Genomic DNA, 24,182 nt, shown 5'->3' with positions numbered 1-24,182 from the left:
AAGGGCCGTCGAAGACTACGACGTTGATAGGTGGGGTGTGTAAGCGCTGTGAGGCGTTGAGCTAACCCATACTAATTGCCCGTGAGGCTTGACCATATAACACCCAAGCAATTTGTGCCGAGCCGGTTATCCGGGCTGCCAGATTGCGGTGGTGAAGACGATACAACCGAAAGTTCGTAGCATCACAAATATCGCATATCCGAATTCGCTGGGCTGTCCATCTGGACATTCTGGCTACCGAATTTCTTGACGACCATAGAGCATTGGAACCACCTGATCCCATCCCGAACTCAGCAGTGAAACGATGCATCGCCGATGGTAGTGTGGGGTTTCCCCATGTGAGAGTAGGTCATCGTCAAGATTCATTTCGCAAAACCCCTATCTGCGCGAGCAGGTAGGGGTTTTGTCTTTAAGTAGAAGTATCAAGATTTCGCTGGCCCGTTTAACCGACGTTCTGGCACACAGAATTTCTTGACGACCATAGAGCATTGGAACCACCTGATCCCATCCCGAACTCAGCAGTGAAACGATGCATCGCCGATGGTAGTGTGGGGTTTCCCCATGTGAGAGTAGGTCATCGTCAAGATTCATTCCGAAACCCCTGTCTGCCATGCAGACAGGGGTTTTGTCTTTTCCAGGGTCTGAAAAGGCCGGGATCAGAACTGATAGCTCACCGTAGCGCTGACGTTGCGCTCCTCGCCCATGTAGCAGTAGTTCAGGCTGGCACAGGAGGCGATGTAGGTTTCATTGGTCAGGTTGTTGGCATTCAGGCGCAGATCAACGCCCCTGACTCCCACCTTGCCCAGGTCGTAGCCCACAGAGGCGTCGAACAGGGTGTAGGAGGGGACCTTCATGCTGTTTTCGGCATCGACCCAGCTGTACCCCACATAACGCACGCCGCCACCCAGGCGTAATCCGTCGAGCACGCCCTGATTGAAGTTGTAGTCGGCCCACAGCGTGAACATTTGCTTGGGTGCCTGTGTCGGTGAATTACCCCGGTTGTCACTCGTAGACACAAGGCTTGGCATGGTCTTGGAATACTCGATGTCGGTGAAGGTAGAGCCCCCCAGCAGCTTCAGGTTCTCGCTGACCTGGACATGCGCCTCCAGTTCAAGCCCTTGCGAGCGGATCTGGCCGACCGGGCGGTAGAAATCTTCATCAGGCTGCTTGGATGCCAGGTTTTCCTGCTCGATGCGAAACACCGACGCCGTGAAGAGGTTCTCGGTACCCGTTGGCTGGTATTTGATACCGGCCTCCCACTGGGTACCCTCCGTGGGCGCCAGTGGTCGCCCGTTCTGGTCGGACACGGTATTCGGGTTGAAGGACTCCGAATAACTGATATAGGGCGCGATACCATTTTCGAAGAGGTACAGCACGCCCGCGCGGCCGGTCAGCTTGGTGCGGTCGTCGCTGACGCGCGTGTCGCTGTCACGGTTCTCTTCGGAAACCTTGACCCAGTCCTGTCGAAGGCCCAACGAGAAGCGCCACTGGTCCAGCTCGACCAGGTCCTGCAGGTAAACACCCGTCTGCTGGAGCCTTCGCAGGTAGTTGTTCTCGCCGAGCACCTGCAGATTACCGTTGCCGTACTGGGGATTGGCGGCATCCAGCGCATCGACAGACCCGTACCGCCAGGTGACGTCCGCCTTGCGCCGCTGGTAGTCGGCACCCAGCAGGAGGGTATGCTTGGCAGCGCCGGTGAAGAATTCAGCCTGCAGCATGTTGTCGACGATGAATGAATGCAGGCCCTCGTCGCCACCGGTGTAGGCGCGGTTCAAGACATTGCTGCCGGCATTCGCCCAACCTGCCGAGTAGACCTGGTCCATCGTTACATCCGAGTCCTGGTAGCGGAAATTCTGGCGAGCGGTGAAGACATCGTTGAACCGATGCTCGAACTGGTAGCTGAACGACTGCTGGGTGCGCTCATAGTTGTCGATGCCCGGCTCACCTTCGAAGAAGTGGTCCGAGAGACGTAGCCCGTTGCGTTTGTGCAACGCGCCATCGGCAGGGTTGCCGCCGTGGTAGCCGCCATTGGGGTCATGCTGCAGATATGCCTGCAACGTCAGCGAAGTATCTTCGCTGAAGTCGATGCTGATTGACGGCGCGATGGCATAACGCTCCTCCTTGTTGTGATCGAACTGGGTGTCCGAAGAATCCGCCAAGCCCGTCAGGCGATAGGCGATGCGCTTGTCTTCATCCAGCGGACCGCTGAAGTCGAAACCCATGCCACGCTGGCCTTGCGTGCCCACGGTCGCCTGAATCTGATGAAACGGATCGTATACCGGCTTCTTGGTCGTCAACGCCACCAGGCCACCCGGCGAGCTACGCCCATACAGCACCGAGGAGGGTCCTTTGAGCACGTCGATGCGTTGAAGGAAGTACGGATCAACCTGCATGGTGCTGTAGGTGCCGTTATCGCCCATGGACTTCAGGCCGTCCACGTAGATGTTATCCACAGAGCCATCGTTGAAGCCGCGCATGGCCACATAGTCGTAGCGGTGCGTTGCGCCATAGGGGTTGGTCAGCACGCCAGGGGTGTAGCGCATGGCCTGGGCGACGGTCTGCGAACCCTGGTCGTCGATCTGCTGACGAGTGACCACCGAAACCGACTGCGAGGTCTCGACCAGCGGCGTACTGGTCTTGGTCGCGACCTGGCTGTGGGTCGCGTTGTAGCCTTCCATGCTGCCCAGTGCATTACCCAGGCTGAAGCCGCGCACGTCGGTGCTCGGCAGCGAGAGCGCAGCGTCCTCGGACAGGGGGCGCAGGATGTAGCTGTTGCCATCCTGGCTGATTGCTTCAAGGCCGGTGCCCTGGAGCAACTGACGCAGCGCCTGATCGGGTGAGTAGGCACCCTTGAGCCCAGCGGACTGGATGCTGCCAGTGAGCTGAGGTGTACTCGACAAGGTAATCCCAGCCTGGCGCGCGAACTGGTTGAGCACGTCATCGAGGCTACCCTCAGCGATTGCGTATTGGCGTGCGGCTCCGGCCGGGTCGGCTGCATGGGCCAGCATTGGCAGCGTGCCGATACCGAGCGCCGTGCCCAGGATGGCAGCACGTATCGCTCTGCCAAGGCGTATCGAATGCAGGGCAGGCCCGGCTACATTGTTATTCAGGCGGGGCACCAAGGGTAAATCCGTATGCATTGAAATGTCCGTCGAGTCGGTAGGGCAGAAAAATTGGTTACTGTCCTAGCCGGATTCGCCGGTCAAACCCGCCAAAAGCCAGAAAACCTCAGGCCATGCGCTCCAGGCGTACCCACCAGCGGGTGCGATAAGTGACCTTCACCGAAAGTGTCTGTGGCAACAATTGCAGCAGTTTGTCGGTGTCCTCGAGGTGGAATACGCCAGAGAGTCGCAGGTCAGCTATATCGTCACTGCAGCCCAGCAGCCCATGGCGATACCGGCCCACCTCCGCCAGGAACTCTCCCAGGCGCATGTCCCGCGTAACGATCAGCCCTTCGGCCCAGGCGGTGGCATCCATGCTGGGCTGTTCCAGCATGCGTATGCCAGTTGCGTCCAGGCGGTATGCCTGTCCCTCACTGATCCACTGCAACTGCCCATTGCCGGGACGGTGAATCGCAACCTTGCCTCGGCTGACCGTGACCTGAATGCAATTGCTCTCCTGACGCACCACGAAACGCCCTGCGAAGCCCTCTATCAACCCATCGCGGGTCTGCACCAGCAAAGGTCGGCCGTTAGCCCGCGTCCCTTCGCAGGTCAGCATCATCTCGCCCTGCGTGAGGCGGATCAGTCGCTGCCGCGCATCGAACGCCAGGTCAACGGCGCTGGCGGTGTTGAGCTGCAGCAACGAGCCGTCCGGCAGATGGAAGCTACGCCGCACACCCGTGCCACTGGCGTAGTCCGAAGCCCAGGTACCGACGGCGTCCAGATCCTTGCCCAGCCAGGCGGCTGAGCCCACCAACGCAACGGTCCCGAGCAGCTTCAAGGCCTGGCGGCGATGCAGGCGCTGTTGGCTGGTCTCAAGCGTTTGCAATGCGACGCTCGCCCCCGGCACGGTGCGCAGGTTGAGCTCCTCATGCAGGCTTGCGACCCGTTGCCATGCCAGTTCATGGTCCTGGTGGGTATTGCGCCAATGGTCGCACTGTCGCGCAAGCTCCGGGCTGTAGCCGCTTTCGCGCAGCTTGAGCATCCAGCGGATAGCCTGCTTGACCACATGGGGCGCGGGGGAGGCAGGACTCAAGACTCGCTCTCGTAGCGCAGCAAGTAGCAGTGGTAGAGCGCATCGGCGATGTAGCGCTCGACCGAGCGCAGCGAGATCCCCATCTGCTCGGCAATTGCCTTGTGCGGCAGACCTTCGCATTGGGCCAGCAGGAAGGCCCGGCGTACCTTGGGCTTGAGTCCATCGAGCATCTGCGCGATGCGCTCAAGCAGCTCGAGTACCAGTTCACGGGTTTCCACAGAAGGCGTATCGGCGTGGGTATGATGTGCCAGCGCCTCGAGATAGGCCCGGTGAAGTTCCTCACGGCGCCAGTGATCGATCACCAGGCCCCGGGCAACCGTGCGCAGGAAGGCACGGGGTGCATTGAGCTGCAGGTGTTCACCACGCTGCAGCAAGCGCACGAAAGTGTCCTGGGCAAGATCCGCGGCATCGGCGGCGTTGCCCAGGCGGCTGCGCAGCCAACTGTGCAGCCATCCATGATGGTGACTGTAGAGGGTATGCACGGAGTCTTGAGGCATGACAGTGCGCTGCGATTAGTGGGTATGAATGATAACTAGTCGCATTGTTTGCGCGCGGCGAATTATTTGCAATAGGTTGGACGATCCCGTGCAGGCGCGCCTTGTGGAAGCGGGCCTGCAAGCGGCGCATCAGCTCAGCAGATTTCGCACGTTGCCCATGGCCTCATCGGCAAACCCCTGGAGGAACGCCTGGAACTCCGGCAGCGCTTGTGCGCCTCCTTCCCGTGGCTCGGCCTGGATGGTCCAGGTCGCGCGGGCGCGCCCACCGTCAAGCGTCTCGACTTGCATGGCGGCCCACAGGTTGCCTATGTTCAGGCTGGTATGGATCAGGCTCCAGGTCATGCTCATGGCGTCCTCGTCGCGGCTGTTGAGTTGTTCGATGACTACATTGCCGTCCTTGAACAACTTTTTGCGGACCGAGCGTACGCCGCTGCCAGTCATGTCGATGTGGGCCAGGGCCGGGATGAATACCGGGAAGCCGGCAAAGTTGCCGACGATGTTCCACACGCTGGCGGCTGGCGCAGGGATCTCAACGCGTGCGATGACTTCACAGCCTTGCGGATTGCGAATCAGGGTGTCGGGTTTGAGTGCTTGCATGATGTTGCTCCTTGTGGACAAGAAATGATCAGATAAAACCGATGTCGCTGAGATACCGGCAGCCCTGGCGCAGCAGTGCCGGAGTCTTGGCCGGGTATTCGGCACCCATGCGCAGTACGCCGGCGCGGGCGTTGCCGTGCTCGATATCGCTGATGTCGCCGATGTCTTCCTCGAAGCCGTCTAGATAGAAGCCCAGTACCTCGAACAGCGCGTTGTCCGGGCCAACCCCGGCCAGCTCGCGTTGCCATTGCTCGATGGTGACCAGCTCGAAGCGATGGCCCTGCTCGCTGAATGCGGCCATGTAATCCCGCCAGGGCAGGGGCTGGGGGTTGTGCAGGTTGAAGACGCACTGCCCAGCCTGATGACGGCTGGCGTGAAAAGTGATGAAACGGGCGAGGAAATCCACTGGCATCAGGTCGAATTCAATGCCCAGGTCCGGTACCTGCCCAAGTTGCAATGAGCCCTTTAGCATGAGCATCAGGCGATTACGCTGTGGCTGGCAGGCCCCGTTGCGGCTGTCGAAGGTGATGTTGCCGGGGCGGAACAGGTTGACCCGCACTCCCTCGGCGCGGGCGCGCTGCAGGATGCGTTCGGCGACCCATTTGCCGAGGTTGTAGCCGTTGCGCAGGTAAAGGGGCGGCGTTGGCGCCGCGTCCTGCTCCAGCACCCGGCCGCTTTCGTCCACCGCACTGCAAGCCGACAGTGTCGAGACGAAATTGAAGATCTTCTTGCGCCGGCCTTCGCACAGACGCAGGCACTCGAACAAGGGCTCGATGTTGTCAGCCGCGAGGGCCTGGTAGTCGAGCACGTGGTTGACCTGCGCGGCGTTGTGAAGCAATGCGCCGTACTCGCCATCCAGATAGTCGTAGTCAGCGGCGGACAGGCCCAGCCGCGGCTGGCGCAGATCAGCCTCGTATACCCTGATCCACGACAGGTCGATCTCCAGGCCGTTGTCCTTCAACGCCTGGGCGAAGCGCTCCTGCGCGGTCTGGCCGGCGCTGCGGCGAACCAGACAGGCCACTTCGGTGGCACCCCAGGCCAGCAGCGCCTCGACCAGATGCACGCCAAGGAAGCTGTTGGCACCCGTGACGATTACCTTGTGCACATCGCCCAGGCGGTCCAGGGACTGCACGGTGAGACCCAGGTCCCGGTTGGCATCCTGCTCCAGCCTGGCCAGCGGTGTGCCGAGTCCGTGGTCTTCGCCTTCGAGCAGCGCTGCCAGGCGCTGCACGGTTGGCTGCTCGATGAAGTGATTGATCGCCACGCCTCGGCCGAACTGCTCGCGCACTTCAAGCAGCAGGCGCGACAGCAGGATCGAATGCCCACCCAGGTTGAAAAAGCTGTCGTCGGTGGAGATTTCTCCTGGCGATAGCTCCAGCAACTCGGCCCACAAGGTGCAGAGGCGCTTTTCGGTGAGACCCATCGGCAGCACCCGCGGGACATCAGGCATAGGGATGGGCTGGCGCGATAGCAGAGCCTGTCTGTCGACCTTGCCGTTGGGGGTGCAGGGCATTTTTTCCAGCACCTGGTACAGGGCAGGGCGCATGTAGTCGGGCAGCTGTTTTTCAGCATGGAGGCGCAAAGCGTCCATAGCGTCGTCGCGCAGCGGCCGCGCGGCGAATGCCAGTACCCGGCGCTGCGTGTCGATGACCACCGCGACCTGCGCGAACAACTGGCTTTCGCGCAGGCAGTGTTCGATTTCCTCCGGCTCCACCCTGAATCCACGGATTTTCACCTGGTTGTCCAGGCGGCCAGAGAGCACAAGTCCCGCCGAGGTCCACTTGCCAATATCGCCAGTACGATAGGCGCGCAGTTGTTGGCCATCGGGAAGGCACAGCTGCACGAAGCGCTCGGCGCTGAGCCCGGGGTTGTTCAGGTAGCCGAGGCCGACACCGGGACCCGTGATGTACAGCTCGCCGGGCGTCTCCTCGAGTACCGGTTGCAGGTGAGCATCAAGCACCAGCACCTGGCTGTTCGCGATCGGCATGCCAAGGTTGCGGTTATTGTCGGCGCCTGCGAACACGCGGGTGGTGGCAAGGACCGTGGTTTCGGTCGGACCATAGATGTTGTGCAGATGACACTGGCCTGCCAGGCGATCGATGACCTCCGGCTCGCAGACGTCGCCGCCGGTGACCAGGTGGCACAGGCCCAGGTGTTCCTCGGGCGGCAGTATGCTCAGCAGCGCCGGAGGCAGGAAGGCATGGCTGACCTCCTGGCTATGCAGCAGTGCCACCAGTTGTTGCGGGTCGCGGCGCTGGTCATGGTTTGGGATCACCAGCTCTGCGCCGCGGGCAAAGGCTGGCAGGATGTCGAGCAGCGAGGCGTCGAAACCGATGGTCGAGAACTGCAGCACCCGGCTGTGGCCATCGAGGCTTACATGCTCGGCGTACCACGCGCTGAAGTGCGCCAGGTTGTGCTGACTGAGTACCACTCCCTTGGGCAGGCCGGTAGTGCCGGAGGTATAGATGACCACGGCAGGCGCCTGTGGCAACACCGAGTGCCGGGCCAACGGGGGCAGCGTCTGGCCAGGGACTGCAGTGATCGCGCGCAGGTCCAGGGCCGGGATGCCCTCGGATGCCTCGCCATCCTGTAGCAGAAGGCATGCGCCCGCGTCCTCGAGAATGCGCTTACGCCGCTCAACCGGGGTTGCCGGGTCCAGGGGCAGGTAGATGGCACCGCATCCGAGTATGGCCAGCAGGCCTGCATAGAGCGCCGGCGATTTGTCGAGGCACAGTGCGACCACAGCAGGCCTGTCGCAATCATCGGGCAGCAGGGGCAACAAGGCGCGCTGGATACTTGCGGCCAAGGCGTGCAGTTGCCGGTAGCTCAGACGCTCGCCGTCCAGGTTCAGCGCGGGCCGATCGGCGAAGGCCTGCACGCTTTGGTCGATCTGCTCCATCAGGCAGGTGTCGGCCTGGTGCAGCAGGTCTGGCCGCGCGGTTCGGTTGAACGGATGCAGCCAGGCAAGCTGTTCCAGCCACTGCAGGCCGTGTTCGCGCTCCCCGGATGAGGCTTCTACCGCTGGCGCCTCATCGAAGTAACCCGGATTGCGGGAGAAGCGGGTGACCAGCATGTCTAGCCCATCACCCAGGACCTCAAGCGCATCGTGACGCAGCTGCTGGCCGTTGCCGGAGGGTGGCGGCTCGATTGCCTGGCGCGCGATCAGCCGCTGGGCGCTGGGGCTGCCGCACCACCATAAGGCCTCAAGCACAGGCAGCACGGGGTTGTCGTCTCGACTGCTGGCGCCCAGGCGCAGCGCAAGCAGCGGACAGTCGGCCAGTGCCTGCCTGTGATGGGTCGCCAGGTGGAAACTGCCATCCTCGACCAACAACTGCGGCAGCGAGGCCATCGCGGCCTGCAGGCTGTCCGCGCAGGACACCAGCCTGGCGCCGTGACCTTGGTCCTCAAGCCTCTCGCTCAGCCGCTGAAGTGCGGGACTGGTGCCCGCCAGAACGATATCCAGGCGCCTCATGCTGTCTCCCCCGGCAGGTAGTCCTGCAGCGCGAGCTGCACGCATGGCGAGTCGAGCATCGAGCTGCTGCGGAAAAAGCGCAGGATGTTGGACAGCAGCGGATGCTGGCGGCTGATCGGGTATGCCAGCGCGCCGACCTCGTCACGCAGCGCCTGGCGCACCAGCTCGTCTACTGGCAGGGCTGCGATCAAGGCAAGATCGAATGCCTGCTGGATATCGCTGGTCAGGTACTGCCCGAGAAACACCGGTAATACCTGGGCAATCGCCTCGCGCTCGGACTGCGGTGCCGCTTGCCAGTAGATGCGCGTCAGCCGCGCCCAGAAGCTCGAGTGGCGGCCCTCGTCGAGCAGGTGATCGGCCATCAGGCCTTTCACCGACGGCTTGACCGAGGCGTCCCGGGCAAAGGCCGCCACATCGTCGGTCAGGGTGTTTTCGGCAATGCCCACGCAGATCAGCTCCAAGGCATCACGCAGATCCTCGGGCACCTGCGCCAAGGCATCGGGAATAGCGCGGCTGAGCTCGATCTCGCCCGGCAGCTCGATAGGTTCGATACCGGTCAGGGCGATGGTCTGCTGGAGAAAATCCATCGCCACCAGCGCGTGATAGTCCTCGTCCACCACCACCGTCATCGCGTCATAGCGGCAGGCGAAAGGAAAGCGCACGGCAAACCTATCCTTGGCGATACGCCGGGCAGTGTGATCAACGATTTCGGTCTCGAAGATGACCACGTCGTTGATGAACTTGTAGAGGCTCTGCACCAGCACGAAGTCGCGCAATTGCGGGCATTCGCGCTGGAAGGTGGCCGACAGCACCAACGGCTGACGGCCGAGCGGATAGATCAGGCGCTGGTCGTCCTCGACCAGCCGGCGCGGCCGTGTGCGGATAGTCGCGCGTGCCTCCCAGACATCGGCGAAAGAGCGGTAGTCCGTGGCTTTCATGGGGTGACCTCGGCGACTGCAACCTGCAGCTCGGTTCGCAGGCGGTCCCACAGCGCCAGGCGGCTGTCCACGGCCGCGATGGCTGCGTGATAGACCTCCTGCTCGCGCTGCGGGTCGTGGTCGACCAGGCGCGCCAGCAACTGCTCGGCAGCCGGGCCATGGTCTTCGGAGTCGACTTCGATATGCCGCTGCAAGTAGTAGCGGAAGGTCGGCGCCTGCTCGGCCCCGATGCCCCAGGCATCGAGGATCTGCTGGAACATCTGCGGTATGACGCTTTCGCGGCCATGCAGAAACGCTGCGGCCACTCGATGAGCCGGCGCCTGCAAGGCCACCTCCAGCGTGTCGCGGACAAACTGGCTCGCCGCTTCGCTGGCTCCCACCTGCTGCAGTGCGCTGGCATAGTCGAGCCCCTCCTGCTGCAGGCGGATGAACTGCTCGATGGCCCGGGTGCTTGCGCCGACTTCACGCATGGCATCGAGATACAGCTCGAAATGGCTGTAGTGACCGTGTTGCAGGCGATCATCGGATTCCTCGCCGAGCACTATTTCGTTGATCAGGCGGGCAGCGGCCGGGTCGGTGGGTGGCAGCCAGGGCAGTTGAACGCAGGTCAGCTCCTGCTGCAGGCGCTTGGTCAGCGACATGAAGTCCCACACCGCGAATACATGGGTTTCCATGAACCGGCGCAGGACCTGGATCGAGTCGATCTCGGTAAATACCGGGTGCCCGGAAAGTTCGTGTTTCTTTGATGAAAGTGTTTGTTTCAAGTTGCTCATGACGTTATCCATGAAGTCGTGGCTTTGAAGTTGTTGGCCCGCTGAACTTTCGAGGAGGCGAACGAGGCCCTCGATATTAAGTTCGAAGTTTCGGGACATGCAGGTGGCCAGGCCTCGAGGGGCATGGCCCCAGCCGCAAGGCATCAGGGCCTGCACTGCGGCTGGCCATTTAAAAGTTAGAGCAACTTGCAAGTTTGATGCAACGAGTTTTTTGATATTTGTTATTCGCCGTTTACTTAAGCATGAACGTGCCCGATAAAACATGGTTGAACGTTTTATTTGGCATGAAAGTGTCCCTTCCGATCAATAGAGATCAGAATCGATTCGAGTGAATGTAGAAACATCACTCCGAGCATCCGCGGGATAAAAGGAAAGTGTTCAGTAATCAAGGGGCAGCTGATCGACGCACGGTCCTTGCCCGGTAGCAGACTCCTTCTGCGGGTAGATGACGGGCGGCCGACCAGGTCCGCTTGAGGGCGATCAGCAGTCGGCGCGTAGGTAAGAGTGTCCGCAAAATGCAGGCGCTGCCATGGTTTGCGGCAAGGCAGCCAGAGGAATTGTCGTCAGGGGAGGGGGAAATCGGCGACCGCGGGCCTCAGAAACTGAGTAGCCCGAGGTGGGTATTGATGATCCTGATCAGGCGCTGGTCCTGCGAGCGGGTATCGCCGCCTTTTGTAGCCAGCTCGATCAACTCCAGCTCACGCTGGGCGAACGCGTTCCAACCGAGCATTCGAGGCAGGGCACCGGGTGGGTAGAGTGCCGTGACGGGTACGCTCAGCGCTGGATCGAGCGCACCAGGCGGGGGAGCTTCAGGACTGTCACAGCCAGAAACAAACAATCGGCGGGTCTGGCCGGGATACGACCGCTCCGCCAGTTGGGCCACCTGGAAGGCCATGTGGGCGCCCCAGTGCTGGCCAAACAAGGCGTGGGGCTTGCCCAGAAACACCTGCAACCGGCTGAACAAAGCCTGAGCTACAGGCGGCGGGGGCTCGAGCAAATCGCTGGGCGTGCACTCGGCCTCGCGCTGGACGTCAACGGCAACCAGCTCGATGTGATCGTTCAAGCCGTGCGACCAGGCGCGATAGCGCTCCAGGTTCTCGTCGCTGCAAGCAAGGCAGATCAAGCGGATCCGTGCGGAATTACCGGTGGGGCTCATTGTGCCGATTGCTTGTTCAGGTAGTTCCTGATGGTACGGGAGGCATTGTTCAGGTGTTTCTCCAGAACCACGACAGCCTCGTCCACCAGCTTGTCGCTGGCGGCGTCGACCAATGCGGTGTGGTCGTCCTGGGTCAGCTTGCCCAGGCCCATCGACGACAGGTGAAAGCGCAGGAAGCGCTCTTCTTCGTTGAGCTCGGTCTCGATCAGACGAAGCAGCTTGAGGTTGGGCGCCTTGCCGTACAGCGTCATGTGAAACAGGCGGTTGAGGCGGCCGATCTCTGCGTGGCGGGTTTCATGCTCGAGCTGGGTGATGTAGTGGCGGGCGAGAGCGATGTCCTCGGCGGCCAGCAACGGGATCGACTGGCGCAGGGCCTCGGACTCGAGGATCACGCGCAGGCCATAGGTATCGACGGCGTCCTCGCCAATCAGCGGAGCCACCACAGCGCCCTTGTGCATCACCACCTGCAGCAGTGACTGCGCTTCGAGCTGGCGCAGAGCTTCGCGTACCGGCATGCGGCTGACACCAAACAGGGTCGCCAGCTCCTGCTGGCGCAGGGCGGTCCCGGGGGGCAGGCGACCGTCGATGATGGCGCTGCGCAAGCGTTCTTCGATCACGCTGCGTGCGAGATGCGCAGGCACCTGTTCATCACCCAGTACGGTGCTCAGGAGAAGTCTGGATTTGTCGGCCACGTGGCGAAAGCCCTGCTTTGAATATATTGGATCCAATAACCCTAATCAGGCCGCCTGCGCTTGTCAATCCGTGCAAGAATGCACGGGTCAGAGACCAATCCCGGGATTGCGGCTATCGTGAATGAAGTTGCATGCCAAGGGAAGTCGGGGAGGGTCCCGGCATCAGTGCAGGAACGCATCGCTCCAGCCATCTTCGTCGCATGATCGCAAGGTGCCATTGCCTTTTCCCTTAGCCCCCCGCACCATCCCTATTTCCACAGGCTCGGGCTTTTTTGCAGTGGCGATCCGTAGGTTCTTTCGCTCAACCCTGCTTCGACTCGCACCCGCGCTGTGGCTGGGTTGCCTCTTGCTGGGCGGCGTGCAGGCGGACTGGGACTTTTCGCAGATCAGCCGCCGTGCCCAGGCACTGTATGGTCCGCTGGGAGCGGGGCAAGAGCGCATTGATGCCTGGCAGAACCTGATGTCTACCCAGAGCCAAGGCACCGAGCTGGAGCGCCTGCAAGCGGTCAATCGCTTTTTCAACGAGCAGGTGCGTTATGTCGAGGACATCGACCTGTGGCATGAGGTCGACTACTGGGCGACGCCTGTCCAGTCCCTGATCAAAGGCGCGGGGGACTGCGAGGACTACGCTATCGCCAAGTACTTCAGCCTGCGCCGCATGGGCATCCCCAGCGACAAGATGCGCATCACCTACGTCAAGGCGTTGCGCCAGAACCGCGCGCACATGGTCCTGACATACTATTCGAGCCCCCAGGCCCAACCGTTGATTCTCGACAGTCTGATGGATGCGATCAAACCGGCCAGCCAACGTACCGACCTGTTGCCGGTCTATGCCTTCAATGGCGAAGGCCTGTGGCTGACGGGCGCTGCCGGGAACAAGAAGGTCGGCGATACCAAGCGCCTGTCACGCTGGCAGGACTTGCTGAAAAAAATGCAGGCCGAAGGATTCCCGGCCGAACCGGTCTACTGAAGGAGCCGAGATGTCACTGTTCAAACAATTGCTGATTGCCATCTGCCTGTTCCTGGTGGTCGCCTTCAGTGGCAGCTTCCTGGTCAGTCTGGAGAGCTCGCGCAGTCAGTACGTCAATCAGCTGCGCTCCCATGCCCAGGATGCGGCCACGGCGCTGGCGTTGTCGCTGACGCCCAACATCGACGATCCGGCGATGGTCGAGCTGATGGTCAGCTCCATCTTCGACAGCGGCTACTACAGCAGCATCAAGGTGGTCGACCTGGGTTCGAACGCCTTGCTGGTGGAGCGTCACGCCGAGCCTGACCGCAATGGTGTACCGGCCTGGTTCATCCGCATGATCGGTCTGGAAGCGGCTGGTGGCGATGCCATTGTCAGCCGTGGCTGGCAGCAGGCAGCGCGGATCGAGGTCATCAGCCACCCGATGTTTGCCCTGTCCAAGCTCTGGCAGAGCGCGCTGGGCAGCCTGGGCTGGCTACTGCTGTGCGGCGCGGTGAGCGCAGTACTGGGCGCGCTGTTGCTGCGCCGGCAATTGCGTCCGCTCGACTACATGGTCGCGCAGTCCCATGCCATCGCCCGCCGGGAGTTTCTGAGCCTGCCCGAGCTACCTCGCACACCGGAACTTCGCCGTGTGGTGCAGGCGATGAACCAGATGGTCGAAAAGCTCAAGGCGCTGTTCACAGAGCAGGCCGAACGCAGCGAAAAGCTGCGCGCCGAATCCTACCAGGACAATCTCACGGGCCTGGCCAACCGCCGTTACTTCGAGATGCAACTGACCGCGCGGGTCAGCAACCTGGAAGAGTCCCGTGCCGGCTACCTGCTGTTGCTGCGGGTGCGGGACCTGGCCGGCCTCAATGCCCGCCTGGGCGGTCAACGCACCGATCAGCTGCTGCAGGCCGTGGGCGAGCAACTGCGCCGTACCTGCGCGAGCTTCCCTGAAACCAACGACCTGATCACCCGTAGCCGCGGCGGCGAATTCGCCGTGCTGGCTCCAGGCATGGTGCATGAAGAAGCCGTGCAACTTGCCCAGGCCCTTGAAGCCACCCTGGACAGTCTGCACGAGACGGGTGCCAGCGACGTCGATCCGGTGGCCTGCATCGGCCTGGCGCCGTTCAGTCCGGGCGATGCACCGCAGTCGCTGCTCAAATTGGCTGACGAAGCCCTGGCGCGCGCCGAGAGCCAGCCGGAACCTGGCTGGGTATGCCTCGAGCAGGGCATCGCCGCCCAGGCCGCCGACAGTCATCATGCGTGGCACAAGCGGCTGGATGAGGCTCTGGCCAAAGGGCGATTCGAGTTGTTTTTCCAGCCGGTGGTCGACAGTCATGCCCCCGAGCGCGTCCTGCACTACAAGGTCATCTCGCGGCTGCATGACGACCAGGGCGAAGCGCTTGCGGCGGGTCGTTTCCTGCCGTGGCTCGAACGCTTTGGCTGGATGCCGAGACTGGACCTGCTGGTGCTGGAAAAGGTCATCAAGCACTTGCAGCGCCATGATCAGCCTCTCGCGCTGAACCTGTCCGCCGCTACCCTGGCCGATTCCAAGGCCATGCACAGGGTGTTCGAACTGTTGGCGCATCATGGCGCGCTGGGCCCGCAGCTGACGTTCGAAATTGGTGAGGAGCAAATCCCAGGGCAGGCGGCCCTCGAGCAACTGACCCGTAGACTGCATGCCTTGGGCTTTGGCCTGGCGCTACAACGGTTCGGTGGCCGGTTCAGCATGATCGGCAACCTCGCCCACCTCGGCCTGGCCTACCTGAAGATCGATGGCGGTTACATCCGCAGTATCGACCTCGAACAGCACAAACGCCTGTTCATCGAAGCGATCCAGCGGGCGGCGCACAGCATCGACTTGCCGCTGATTGCCGAGCGGGTAGAAACCGAAGGAGAGTTGACGGTATTGCGCGAGATGGGAGTGCAGGGCATTCAGGGCCAACTGGTCGGCGAGCCCGCGCCTTGGCGCTGAGCCTGGGGCTCAGATCAACCCGCCTTCCTCCTCGTCCTCGATGAGATTGGTCAGGCTGCCTAGCGCCTTGCGCGCCGTGGAGCGGCTGAGCAGCTTGGCCTGGGCACCTGCGGGCAGATCGGTGATGCTGAAGACGCCCTTGGCCGTCAGCACCTCGATCAGGTCCTCCAGCACGCGGATCATGTCCAGGTCACTCTGCTTGAGTTGCCTGAGACTGTTTTCCACGAGGTCATCGGCAAACCACTCCTGAATCTCGGCATGGTCGGCCGGGAGGATTTCCGAGTACTCGGCATAGGGGGCGGCTTCTACCCGCAGCAACTGGCCCGCGTCGTCGCGTTGCACGTAGAACATGGCGTCGTCCCTCGTCACGTTGATTCCTTATTGGTAGGCAGCAGCATAGGAAAAGTTCATCGGGCCCGCAGGTCCGGGCCCGAAGTATGCGCCGTTCGGCGCATGTTTCAACCGTTGGAGTTATCGACTTTGATGGTCGGGTCGGCACCGCTGATCAACGAGTTGATCGTGGTGTTCGACCAGTTAACCCCTTCAAGCTTGATGGTCACATCGGCGTTGGCCAGGCCGCCTGCGGCATTGAGCTTGCCTTCGGTACTGACCTGCAAGGTCGAATCCCCGCCAACCGTGGTGATCTTCAGGTAATTGTCGATGGTCGTGCCTTTTTCGCCTTGCAGCAGGTCGCTGAGGTCGAGACGGTCGCCTTCGGTTACCTTGAAGTCCTTGATCACATCCTTGCCGGTGTCGCCCGACTTCCAGACGAAGGTGTCGCCGCCGCCCCCCCCAGTGAGAATGTCATCACCCCTGCCGCCGTTCAGGATATCGGCTCCTGTCCCCCCGAAGAGCAGGTCGTTGCCTTCGCCCCCCATCAGCGTGTCGTTGCCACTGCCACCGAGCAGGATGTCATTGCCCTTGCCGCCGTCGATGTAGTCGTTGCCGCCCTGGCCGAAGATAAGGTCGTTGCCGGCACCGCCCATCAGGGTATCCGCGCCGTCATTGGTGCCGGAGATATCGAACTCGGTGTAATGCTCGGTGACGTACTGGTGCATCACCCGCGCATCGACAGTGGTGGTTTCGACCCCCAGCTTGTTGGCGACATAGGCCTGGATCGCTTCGACGCCGGTACTCGGGATCGAGTCGAAGCTGACCAGGTCGCCGAAGATGATGTCATGGCCGTCACCCCCGTCGACCTTGTCAGCACTGCCCTGGGTGACCTCGGTGTGGCCAAGGATCGCATCGGCCAGCTTGGTTGGATCGATATTGGCTTGTGGAACCTTGTCCGAATCGAATGCCCTCAGGTCGTCCGCGCTCACGGCACTGCCCAGGCCGATGGCCTCGACCCCGGACAGGGCCGCCAGGATCTTGAAGCTGTCGGTCGAGTTGGTCAGGGTGGTATCAGTGGTACTGCTGCCCGTACCCGCCCGGGTGGACAGCTCGTAGCCTCCGTTGCCTTCGGCGCGGATAGTGCCGGTAGTGACGGTGTTCCACTTGTAGCTCCACGTAAAGAAATCGAAGCTTCCCCGCGTTTCGGCGGTCAGCTTGCCGCTGCTGTCGATCGATACCCGGTTGGTGGTGTCGAGCTGGTAGTTGGTGACCGTGTCACCGACCTTGTAACTGATGGTTGTCAGGAAGGTATCGAGCTTCACGCTGGTGTTGGCCAGCGACGGGTTGGTCTGCTCGCTCGTCTGGTAGAAAGTGGGCGCGCCGTCGGTGATGAAGAACGTCTGGTTACTCCCGGTGCTGCCCGCGTCCTTGAGATTCTGGAACCAGTTGGCCGTGGTCTTGAAGGCGTCCTCGTAGTTGGTACCGCCTTCGGAGCTGAGCGTGTTGAGAGCATTGAGCAAGGTCTTGAGTCCGGCCTCGTTCAGGGTCACCGACACGGTGCTCTTTACCTGGCTGGCGAAGTCGACCAGCAGCACGTTCACAGTCCCCAGCTGGGTACCCTTGACGGTGGTGGCCAGGGTCTCGAAGACTGTTGCCAGGGATTTCTTTGCTCCGTCCACACCGCTGCTGGCCATGCTGCCGGAGGTGTCGACGACAAAGGCGATGTTGTAGTCCTTGCCCGGTGCCAGGTGCAGCCCGCTGGTGTCCGCGACGATCAGGTCATTGTTGAGGGTGCCGGTCACTGTGTCGGCCGCTGAGCCCAGGTTGCTGGTGGCAAAGGTTTCCGGATACACCGTGACCTTGAGAGTCCCTTCGCTCACCGCCTGGCTGTTCCCCACTGCTTCGGTGGCCGTCGAAGTGATCTTCACCACGAACTCGCCGTTGTAGTAAGCGGGCGGTTTGATGCTCAGGCTGTTCAGGTTGAAGCCGCTGACGTCGACGTCGGTCGAGCCGACCGTGACAGTCCGGCCAGCGCCGTCGCTGACTATCGAGCCTGCCGGGATGCCGCTGAGCTTGACGCCCAGGCTTTCGGAGCCATCGGTGTCAGTGAGACCGGTGGTGATGCCTGCCAGCTTGACGCTGCCGTTCTCAGGCCCTTCGTTTAGCCTGAAGCCGTCGTAGTAGCCCTGGCCGTTGCTGCCATGCAGGTCGGAGACGCTGATCCCTGCATTCACCAGCGCAGTGACGCTGGGGTACATCGGCACGAGGCTACTGTTCAGATCCGTCACTGCGCCGGTGCCCACCTTGACATTGACGTCGTAGCTGCCCGGCCCTGACTGGTTGGCGTGATAGACCTCGAGGGTGTAGTAACCGCTGACCGCAGGTGTGTAGGTGCCTGCGACACTGCCGCCGGTGCCCCATGTGGCGGTAACCACGTTCTTGCCGCCGATGGTGAGCAGCAGGCTGTCATCCGCGACGCCGCTGAAGGTATAGACCTTGCCGGCTTCCAGATACACCAGGCCCGAGGTCTTCGAACCATTGCCCGCCCCGACGCTGGCGTCGGACTGCACATTGGTGGTCGTCTCGGTCCTGTTGGCGCTGCCGGAGTTGGTGAACACGGTTTTCAGGGCGTCCCCGGTAAGGCCGTTCCCGTTGGTGCCCAGCCCGGTGAGGCTGGTCCAGGATTCCTTGGTCAGGCCGAGGGAAGCGACGCTCACGCTGCCGATCGCCAGGTCCGGCTTGTCGGCGACAGGCGTGATATCCACCCTCAGGGTGGCCTCGCTGCCCGGGGAAACGCCATCGGTAGGCTTGAACTTCAGCTGGGCATAGTCGGCCTGCTTGTTGCCGACTGCGGTGCCGCCGTAGCCATCGGCTCCAGACTGGTTAGCCACCGGCACGAACTTCAGTTTGCCGGCAGTGATGTCCGCCTGGCTGATGGTCTGGTTTACCGTCACGTTGACCCAGCCCGTGCCGCTGTTGAATTTCAGCGTGCCCAGGTCTGGCAGCTTGGTGATGGTCACCCCGAGGCTTGAGACGGCACTGTCCACGTCCGACACATTGAAGTCACCCCAGCCCAGTATCAGGTCAGTGTCCTCGATGCCCGTGACCGCGCCGCCGGAAGTCACCGGCGCATCGTTGACTGCCACCACGTTGACCGTGGTGGTCGCGGTGTTGGACGTGTTTACGCCATCAGTCACGGTGACGGTGATGATACGCGGCGTGGTGCTTGGGTCTTCGCTGGTGCTGAAGAAGGTGATGTTCTTGATCGCCTGGACATAGTCGGCCAGCGTGGCCGTGCCGCTCAGGGTCAGCACCACCTTGCCCTCGGTGCTGCTGGCATTGATGGCGATGCCGTTGACGCTGTTGCCCAGGTTCAGCGTGTCACCGGCCTGGCGGTTGGTCAGTGTGACGGTGGCGCCGGTGAGCTGTGGGCTGTCGAAGTCGGCGATCGAGATATCGATATCAGCAATCGATCCGCCGCTGCCGTTTTCGGTATAGGTGAGCTGGTAATCGGCGCCAGTCTTGCCACTGGAGTCGTTACCGTCCAGGTCCAGCACCGGCGCCGGCTCGAAGATCTGTGGGGTTACACTGCCTGCGGAGCCGCTGATCACCAGCCCTTCGAAGTTGCCGCCAGTGGCCGAATCGACCTTCACCGTGAACTGTTCGGTGCCTTCGGTGATGCTGTCCTTGATGGTCGGTACGCTGAACGTGGACTGGCTGGTGCCGGCCTTGATCAGCACCGTCGCCACGCCCGTATAGTCGCTGCCGTTGGTGGCCGTGCCCGTGTAGCTGAGCTTGACGGTGACGTCGGTCTGCGCCGGATTGCCGAGCGTCAGGGTATAGCTGGCGCTGGCGCCCTCGACCACGGCGGTGCTGCCAGTGATGCTCAGCGTGGTGTTGTCCGTGGTATCAGTGACAGCGGTGCTGACCAGGCCAGCATTGGCGATCAGGTTTTCGTAGTTGCCGCCGCTGACACTGGTGATGCTGTTCGTCACCGGGGCATGGCCTTGGTACACATCGTTGGAAACATTGGCGGTGACCGAGCCCGAGCTGGCTCCGACCGCGATGGTGATGCTCTGGCCATTGGCCAAGGTCACCACGACCGGGCTCCCCGTTACCGGTGCGGACACTGCAGCGGTGTAGATGATGGCACCGCCCTCGGCAACGTTAGGCGTGGCCGTCAAGGTAACGGTCGAGGTGTTGATGGTATCGGTTACCTGAGTCACCGCCGGCGTGCTGTTGATCGCCAGGTTCTCGAAGTTGCCCCCACTGGTGCTGGCGATGCGCGCGCTCACCGAAGCCGCGTCGATATAGACATCATCGGCTGGCGCCGCGACGCTCACGCTTGCCGAGGTCTGACCCGCAGCGATGGTAATGAGCTGGCCAGTGGAGAGGGTCACATTGACAGCGGTCCCTGCCGGATTGGTCAGCGTCGCCGTGTACACGATGCTGCCGCCTTCGGCGACGGTTGGCGTCGCGCTGAGACTGATGGTGGTGCTGTCCTGAGTATCCGTCACCGTGGTCCTGACCGGGTTCGGGCTGGCTACCAGATTCTCGTAGCTGCCTCCACTCACCGCAGTGATGCTGTTGCTGACAGCGGCATGTCCTTGATACACGTCGTTGGACACACTGGTGCTGACGGTGCCTGAGCTCGCACCCACCGCAATGGTGATGCGCTCGCCATTGGCGAGCGTGACCACGACCGGTGTCCCGGTGACCGGCGCCGTCACGCTCGCGGTATACAGGATCGAACCCCCTTCCGCGACGCTAGGCGTGGCGGTCAGGCTGACGGTCGACGTGTTTGTCACATCGGTGACGCTGGTATTCACGGTTGCCGGATTGGCGACCAGGTTCTCGTAGTTGCCACCGCTGACGCCGGTGATGCTGTTGGTAACGGGCGCATGGCCCAGGTAGACGTCGTTGGAGACCAGGGCGTTGACTGTTCCCGAGCTCTGGCCAACCGCGATGGTGATGCTCTGGCCGTTGGCGAGCGCCACGGTCACAGGACTGCCGGTAACCGCCGCGCCCACCGATGCGGTGTACACGATGATTCCGCCCTCGGCGACACTCGGGGTCGCGGTCAGGGTAACGGTCGAGGTGTCGGTCACGTCGGTGACCGCAGTGCTGACCGGTGTCGGGTTGGAGATCAGGTTTTCGTAGTTGCCGCCGCTCACGCTCGTGATGCTGTTGGTGACTGGAGCGTTGCCTTGGTAGACGTCGTTCGGCGTGGTGTAGTTGACCGAGCCGGAGCTTTGGCCGACCGCAATGGTGATGGCCTGGCCATTCGACAGGCTGACCACGACTGGTGTGCCGGTGACGGGAGCATCGACGCTGGCGGTATAAACCACCGTGCCGCCTTCGGCGACGCTCGGCGTGGCGGTCAGGGTAACGGTCGAGGTGTCGGTGACATCGGTAACCGCCGTACTGACTGGAGTCGGGCTGGACGTCAGGTTTTCGTAGTTGCCGCCGGTAACAGACGTAATGCTGTTGGTGACCTGAGCGTTGCCCTGGTAGACGTCATTTGGCGCGGTGTAGTTGACCGAGCCCGAACTCTGGCCCACCGCGATGGTGATGGCCTGCCCGTTCGACAGGCTGACCACAACAGGCGTGCCAGTGACGGGCGCGCTTACCGAAGCGGTGTAAACGATGGTCCCGCCTTCGGCCACGCTCGGCGTGGCAGTCAGCGAGACGCTCGAGGTGTCGGTCACGTCAGTGACGGCTGTGCTGACCGGAGTCTGAGTTGAAATCAGATTCTCGTAGTTACCGCCGCTGACGCCGGTAATGCTGTTGGTAACGGGAGCATTGCCTTGATAAACGTCATTTGGCGCGGTGAAGTTGATCGAGCCTGAGCTCTGGCCCACCGCAATCGTGATGGCTTGGCCGTTCGACAGACTAACCACGACCGGCGTGCCGGTGACTGGCGCACCCACCGAAGCGGTGTAAATGATCGTGCCGCCCTCGGCCACGCTCGGCGTGGCGGTCAGGGTGACGGTCGAGGTGTCGGTGACATCAGTGACGGCTGTGCTGACCGGCGTCGGACTTGAAGTCAGATTCTCGTAGTTGCCGCCGGTAACGGACGTAATGCTGTTGGCGACCGGAGCGTTGCCTTGGTAGACGTCGTTCGGTGCGGTGTAATTGACCGAACCCGAACTCTGGCCGACCGCGATGGTGATGGCCTGACCATTTGACAGGCTGACCACAACAGGCGTGCCGGTGACCGGAGCACCTACAGACGCGGTGTACACGATCGTGCCGCCTTCGGCGACGCTCGGCGTGGCAGTCAGTGTAACGGTCGAGGTATCGGTCACGTCGGTGACCGCAGTGCTAACCGGTGTCGGGCTGGAGGTCAGGTTCTCGTAGTTGCCGCCGGTGACGGACGTAATGCTGTTAGTGACCGGGGCATTGCCCTGATAGACGTCGTTCGGTGCGGTGTAGTTGATCGAGCCCGAGCTCTGGCCGACGGCAATGGTGATCGACTGACCGTTGGAAAGGCTGACTACGACCGGTGTGCCGGTGACGGGAGCGTCGACGCTGGCGGTATAAACCACCGTGCCGCCTTCGGCGACGCTTGGCGTGGCGGTCAGCGTAACCGTAGAAGTGTCGGTCACGTCGGTAACCGCCGTGCTGACCGGAGTCGGGTTGGATGTCAGGTTCTCATAGTTACCGCCGCTGACCCCGGTGATGCTGTTAGTGACTGGCGCGTTGCTCTGGTAAGCGTCGTTGGGAGCGGTGAAGTTGACCGAGCCGGAGCTCTGACCGACCGCGATGGTGATGGCTTGGCCGTTCGACAGACTAACCACGACCGGCGTGCCGGTGACTGGCGCACCCACCGAAGCGGTGTACACGATGGTCCCGCCTTCGGCGACGCTCGGCGTGGCGGTCAGGGTGACGGTCGAAGTGTCGGTCACGTCGGTGACAGCGGTGCTGACCGGAGTGGGGCTGGAGGTCAGGTTTTCGTAGTTGCCCCCACTGACCCCAGTGATGCTGTTGGTGACCGGGGCGTTGCCTTGATAAACGTCGTTCGGAGCGGTGTAGTTGACCGAACCCGAGCTCTGGCCAACCGCGATGGTGATCGCTTGGCCATTGGACAGGCTGACCACGATCGGCGCGCCGGTGACCGGAGCATCTACAGCCGCGGTGTACACGATGGTCCCGCCTTCGGCGACGCTTGGCGTGGCAGTCAGCGTAACGGTCGAGGTATCGGTGACGTCAGTAACAGCTGTGCTGACCGGGGACGGGCTTGAAGTCAGATTTTCATAGTTGCCGCCGCTGACCCCGGTGATGCTGTTAGTGACCGGGGCGTTGCCTCGGTAGGCATCGTTCGGCGCGGTGAAATTGACCGACCCTGAGCTCTGGCCCACCGCGATGGTGATCGCTTGGCCATTGGAAAGGCTGACCACGACCGGTGTGCCGGTGACGGGAGCATCGACACTAGCGGTATAAACCATCGTGCCGCCCTCGGCGACGCTCGGCGTGGCGGTCAGGGTGACGGTCGAAGTGTCGGTCACGTCAGTGACCGCGGTGCTGACCGGCGTCGGGCTAGAGGTCAGATTTTCGTAGTTGCCCCCGCTTACAGCGGTGATGCTGTTGGTGACCGGGGCGTTGCCCTGGTAGGCATCGTTTGGCGCGGTGTAGTCGATGGAGCCAGAGCTTAGGCCAACGGCAATCGTGATGGCTTGGCCATTCGACAGGCTGACCACGACCGGTGTACCTGTAACTGGGGCCGCCACCGAAGCGGTGTACACGATGGTCCCGCCTTCGGCGACGCTCGGCGTGGCGGTCAGGGTGACGGTCGAAGTGTCGGTCACGTCGGTGACAGCGGTGCTGACCGGAGTGGGGCTGGAGGTCAGGTTTTCGTAGTTGCCCCCACTGACCCCAGTGATGCTGTTGGTGACCGGGGCGTTGCCTTGATAAACGTCGTTCGGAGCGGTGTAGTTGACCGAACCCGAGCTCTGGCCAACCGCGATGGTGATCGCTTGGCCATTGGACAGGCTGACCACGATCGGCGCGCCGGTGACCGGAGCATCTACAGCCGCGGTGTACACGATGGTCCCGCCTTCGGCGACGCTTGGCGTGGCAGTCAGCGTAACGGTCGAGGTATCGGTGACGTCAGTAACAGCTGTGCTGACCGGGGACGGGCTTGAAGTCAGATTTTCATAGTTGCCGCCGCTGACCCCGGTGATGCTGTTAGTGACCGGGGCGTTGCCTCGGTAGGCATCGTTCGGCGCGGTGAAATTGACCGACCCTGAGCTCTGGCCCACCGCGATGGTGATCGCTTGGCCATTGGAAAGGCTGACCACGACCGGTGTGCCGGTGACGGGAGCATCGACACTAGCGGTATAAACCATCGTGCCGCCCTCGGCGACGCTCGGCGTGGCGGTCAGGGTGACGGTCGAAGTGTCGGTCACGTCAGTGACCGCGGTGCTGACCGGCGTCGGGCTAGAGGTCAGATTTTCGTAGTTGCCCCCGCTTACAGCGGTGATGCTGTTGGTGACCGGGGCGTTGCCCTGGTAGGCATCGTTTGGCGCGGTGTAGTCGATGGAGCCAGAGCTTAGGCCAACGGCAATCGTGATGGCTTGGCCATTCGACAGGCTGACCAC

13 protein-coding genes and 3 rRNA genes are annotated in these 24,182 nt (G+C 62.1%); 5 read left to right on the top strand and 11 right to left on the bottom strand.

Annotated elements, in window-relative coordinates:
- The 3 genes from AC0ZZU_RS23615 to rrf (AC0ZZU_RS23605) form a co-directional block, all read left to right on the top strand.
- Positions 1-96, top strand: a 23S ribosomal RNA gene (locus AC0ZZU_RS23615); the annotation flags it as partial.
- A 149-nt stretch (positions 97-245) separates the two neighbouring features.
- Positions 246-361 (top strand): 5S ribosomal RNA (gene rrf / locus AC0ZZU_RS23610).
- Between the two features lie 109 nt (positions 362-470).
- A 5S ribosomal RNA gene (rrf, locus tag AC0ZZU_RS23605) occupies positions 471-586 on the top strand.
- A gap of 70 nt (positions 587-656) precedes the next feature.
- Here the strand turns inward: rrf (AC0ZZU_RS23605) and AC0ZZU_RS23600 are convergent.
- From AC0ZZU_RS23600 to AC0ZZU_RS23560, 9 genes are all read right to left on the bottom strand, one after another.
- Positions 657-3,008, bottom strand: coding sequence for a TonB-dependent siderophore receptor (locus tag AC0ZZU_RS23600; protein WP_476343804.1), 2,352 nt, complete (start codon positions 3,006-3,008; stop codon positions 657-659).
- Between the two features lie 220 nt (positions 3,009-3,228).
- The gene (locus AC0ZZU_RS23595; RefSeq protein ID WP_476343800.1) at positions 3,229-4,197 is read right to left on the bottom strand and encodes a FecR domain-containing protein; all 969 of its coding nucleotides are present in this window, start codon (positions 4,195-4,197) and stop codon (positions 3,229-3,231) included.
- Positions 4,194-4,694 (bottom strand): sigma-70 family RNA polymerase sigma factor, encoded by a 501-nt coding sequence (locus tag AC0ZZU_RS23590; RefSeq protein WP_476343798.1) that lies wholly within the window; start codon positions 4,692-4,694, stop codon positions 4,194-4,196. Before AC0ZZU_RS23590 ends, AC0ZZU_RS23595 begins: the two co-directional genes overlap by 4 nt.
- Positions 4,695-4,823: 129 nt before the next feature.
- Positions 4,824-5,291, bottom strand: coding sequence for an SRPBCC family protein (locus AC0ZZU_RS23585; RefSeq protein ID WP_476343796.1), 468 nt, complete (start codon positions 5,289-5,291; stop codon positions 4,824-4,826).
- Between the two features lie 28 nt (positions 5,292-5,319).
- Positions 5,320-8,763, bottom strand: coding sequence for an amino acid adenylation domain-containing protein (locus AC0ZZU_RS23580; RefSeq protein WP_476343794.1), 3,444 nt, complete (start codon positions 8,761-8,763; stop codon positions 5,320-5,322).
- Positions 8,760-9,701 (bottom strand): diiron oxygenase, encoded by a 942-nt coding sequence (locus tag AC0ZZU_RS23575; protein WP_476343792.1) that lies wholly within the window; start codon positions 9,699-9,701, stop codon positions 8,760-8,762. Before AC0ZZU_RS23575 ends, AC0ZZU_RS23580 begins: the two co-directional genes overlap by 4 nt.
- The gene (locus AC0ZZU_RS23570; RefSeq protein WP_476343790.1) at positions 9,698-10,474 is read right to left on the bottom strand and encodes a DUF3050 domain-containing protein; all 777 of its coding nucleotides are present in this window, start codon (positions 10,472-10,474) and stop codon (positions 9,698-9,700) included. The genes AC0ZZU_RS23575 and AC0ZZU_RS23570 overlap by 4 nt, the downstream gene beginning before the upstream one ends.
- A gap of 595 nt (positions 10,475-11,069) precedes the next feature.
- Entirely contained in the window at positions 11,070-11,630 is a 561-nt protein-coding gene (locus AC0ZZU_RS23565) for a thioesterase domain-containing protein (protein ID WP_476343788.1), read from the bottom strand.
- Entirely contained in the window at positions 11,627-12,322 is a 696-nt protein-coding gene (locus tag AC0ZZU_RS23560) for a GntR family transcriptional regulator (protein WP_476343786.1), read from the bottom strand. Before AC0ZZU_RS23560 ends, AC0ZZU_RS23565 begins: the two co-directional genes overlap by 4 nt.
- A gap of 277 nt (positions 12,323-12,599) precedes the next feature.
- Between AC0ZZU_RS23560 and lapG the strand changes: the two genes are divergently transcribed.
- Both lapG and lapD read left to right on the top strand, forming a co-directional pair.
- Positions 12,600-13,292 carry a cysteine protease LapG gene (gene lapG, locus AC0ZZU_RS23555; protein WP_476343784.1) on the top strand — a complete coding sequence of 231 codons (693 nt, stop codon included), beginning with the start codon at positions 12,600-12,602 and terminating at the stop codon, positions 13,290-13,292.
- Positions 13,293-13,302: 10 nt separating this feature from the next.
- Positions 13,303-15,249 (top strand): cyclic di-GMP receptor LapD, encoded by a 1,947-nt coding sequence (gene lapD / locus AC0ZZU_RS23550; protein ID WP_476343782.1) that lies wholly within the window; start codon positions 13,303-13,305, stop codon positions 15,247-15,249.
- Positions 15,250-15,258: 9 nt separating this feature from the next.
- Here the strand turns inward: lapD and AC0ZZU_RS23545 are convergent, their stop codons facing one another.
- The gene (locus AC0ZZU_RS23545; RefSeq protein ID WP_476343802.1) at positions 15,259-15,600 is read right to left on the bottom strand and encodes a tryptophan synthase subunit beta; all 342 of its coding nucleotides are present in this window, start codon (positions 15,598-15,600) and stop codon (positions 15,259-15,261) included.
- Positions 15,601-15,707: 107 nt separating this feature from the next.
- On the bottom strand, positions 15,708-24,182 hold an 8,475-nt coding region (locus tag AC0ZZU_RS23540; RefSeq protein ID WP_476343781.1), incomplete at its 5' end, for an immunoglobulin-like domain-containing protein.

The sequence above is a fragment of the Pseudomonas sp. JE3303 genome (assembly GCF_056312565.1).
Note: the sequence above shows the minus strand (reverse complement) of the source record. Positions and strands in the feature narration are given on the sequence as shown.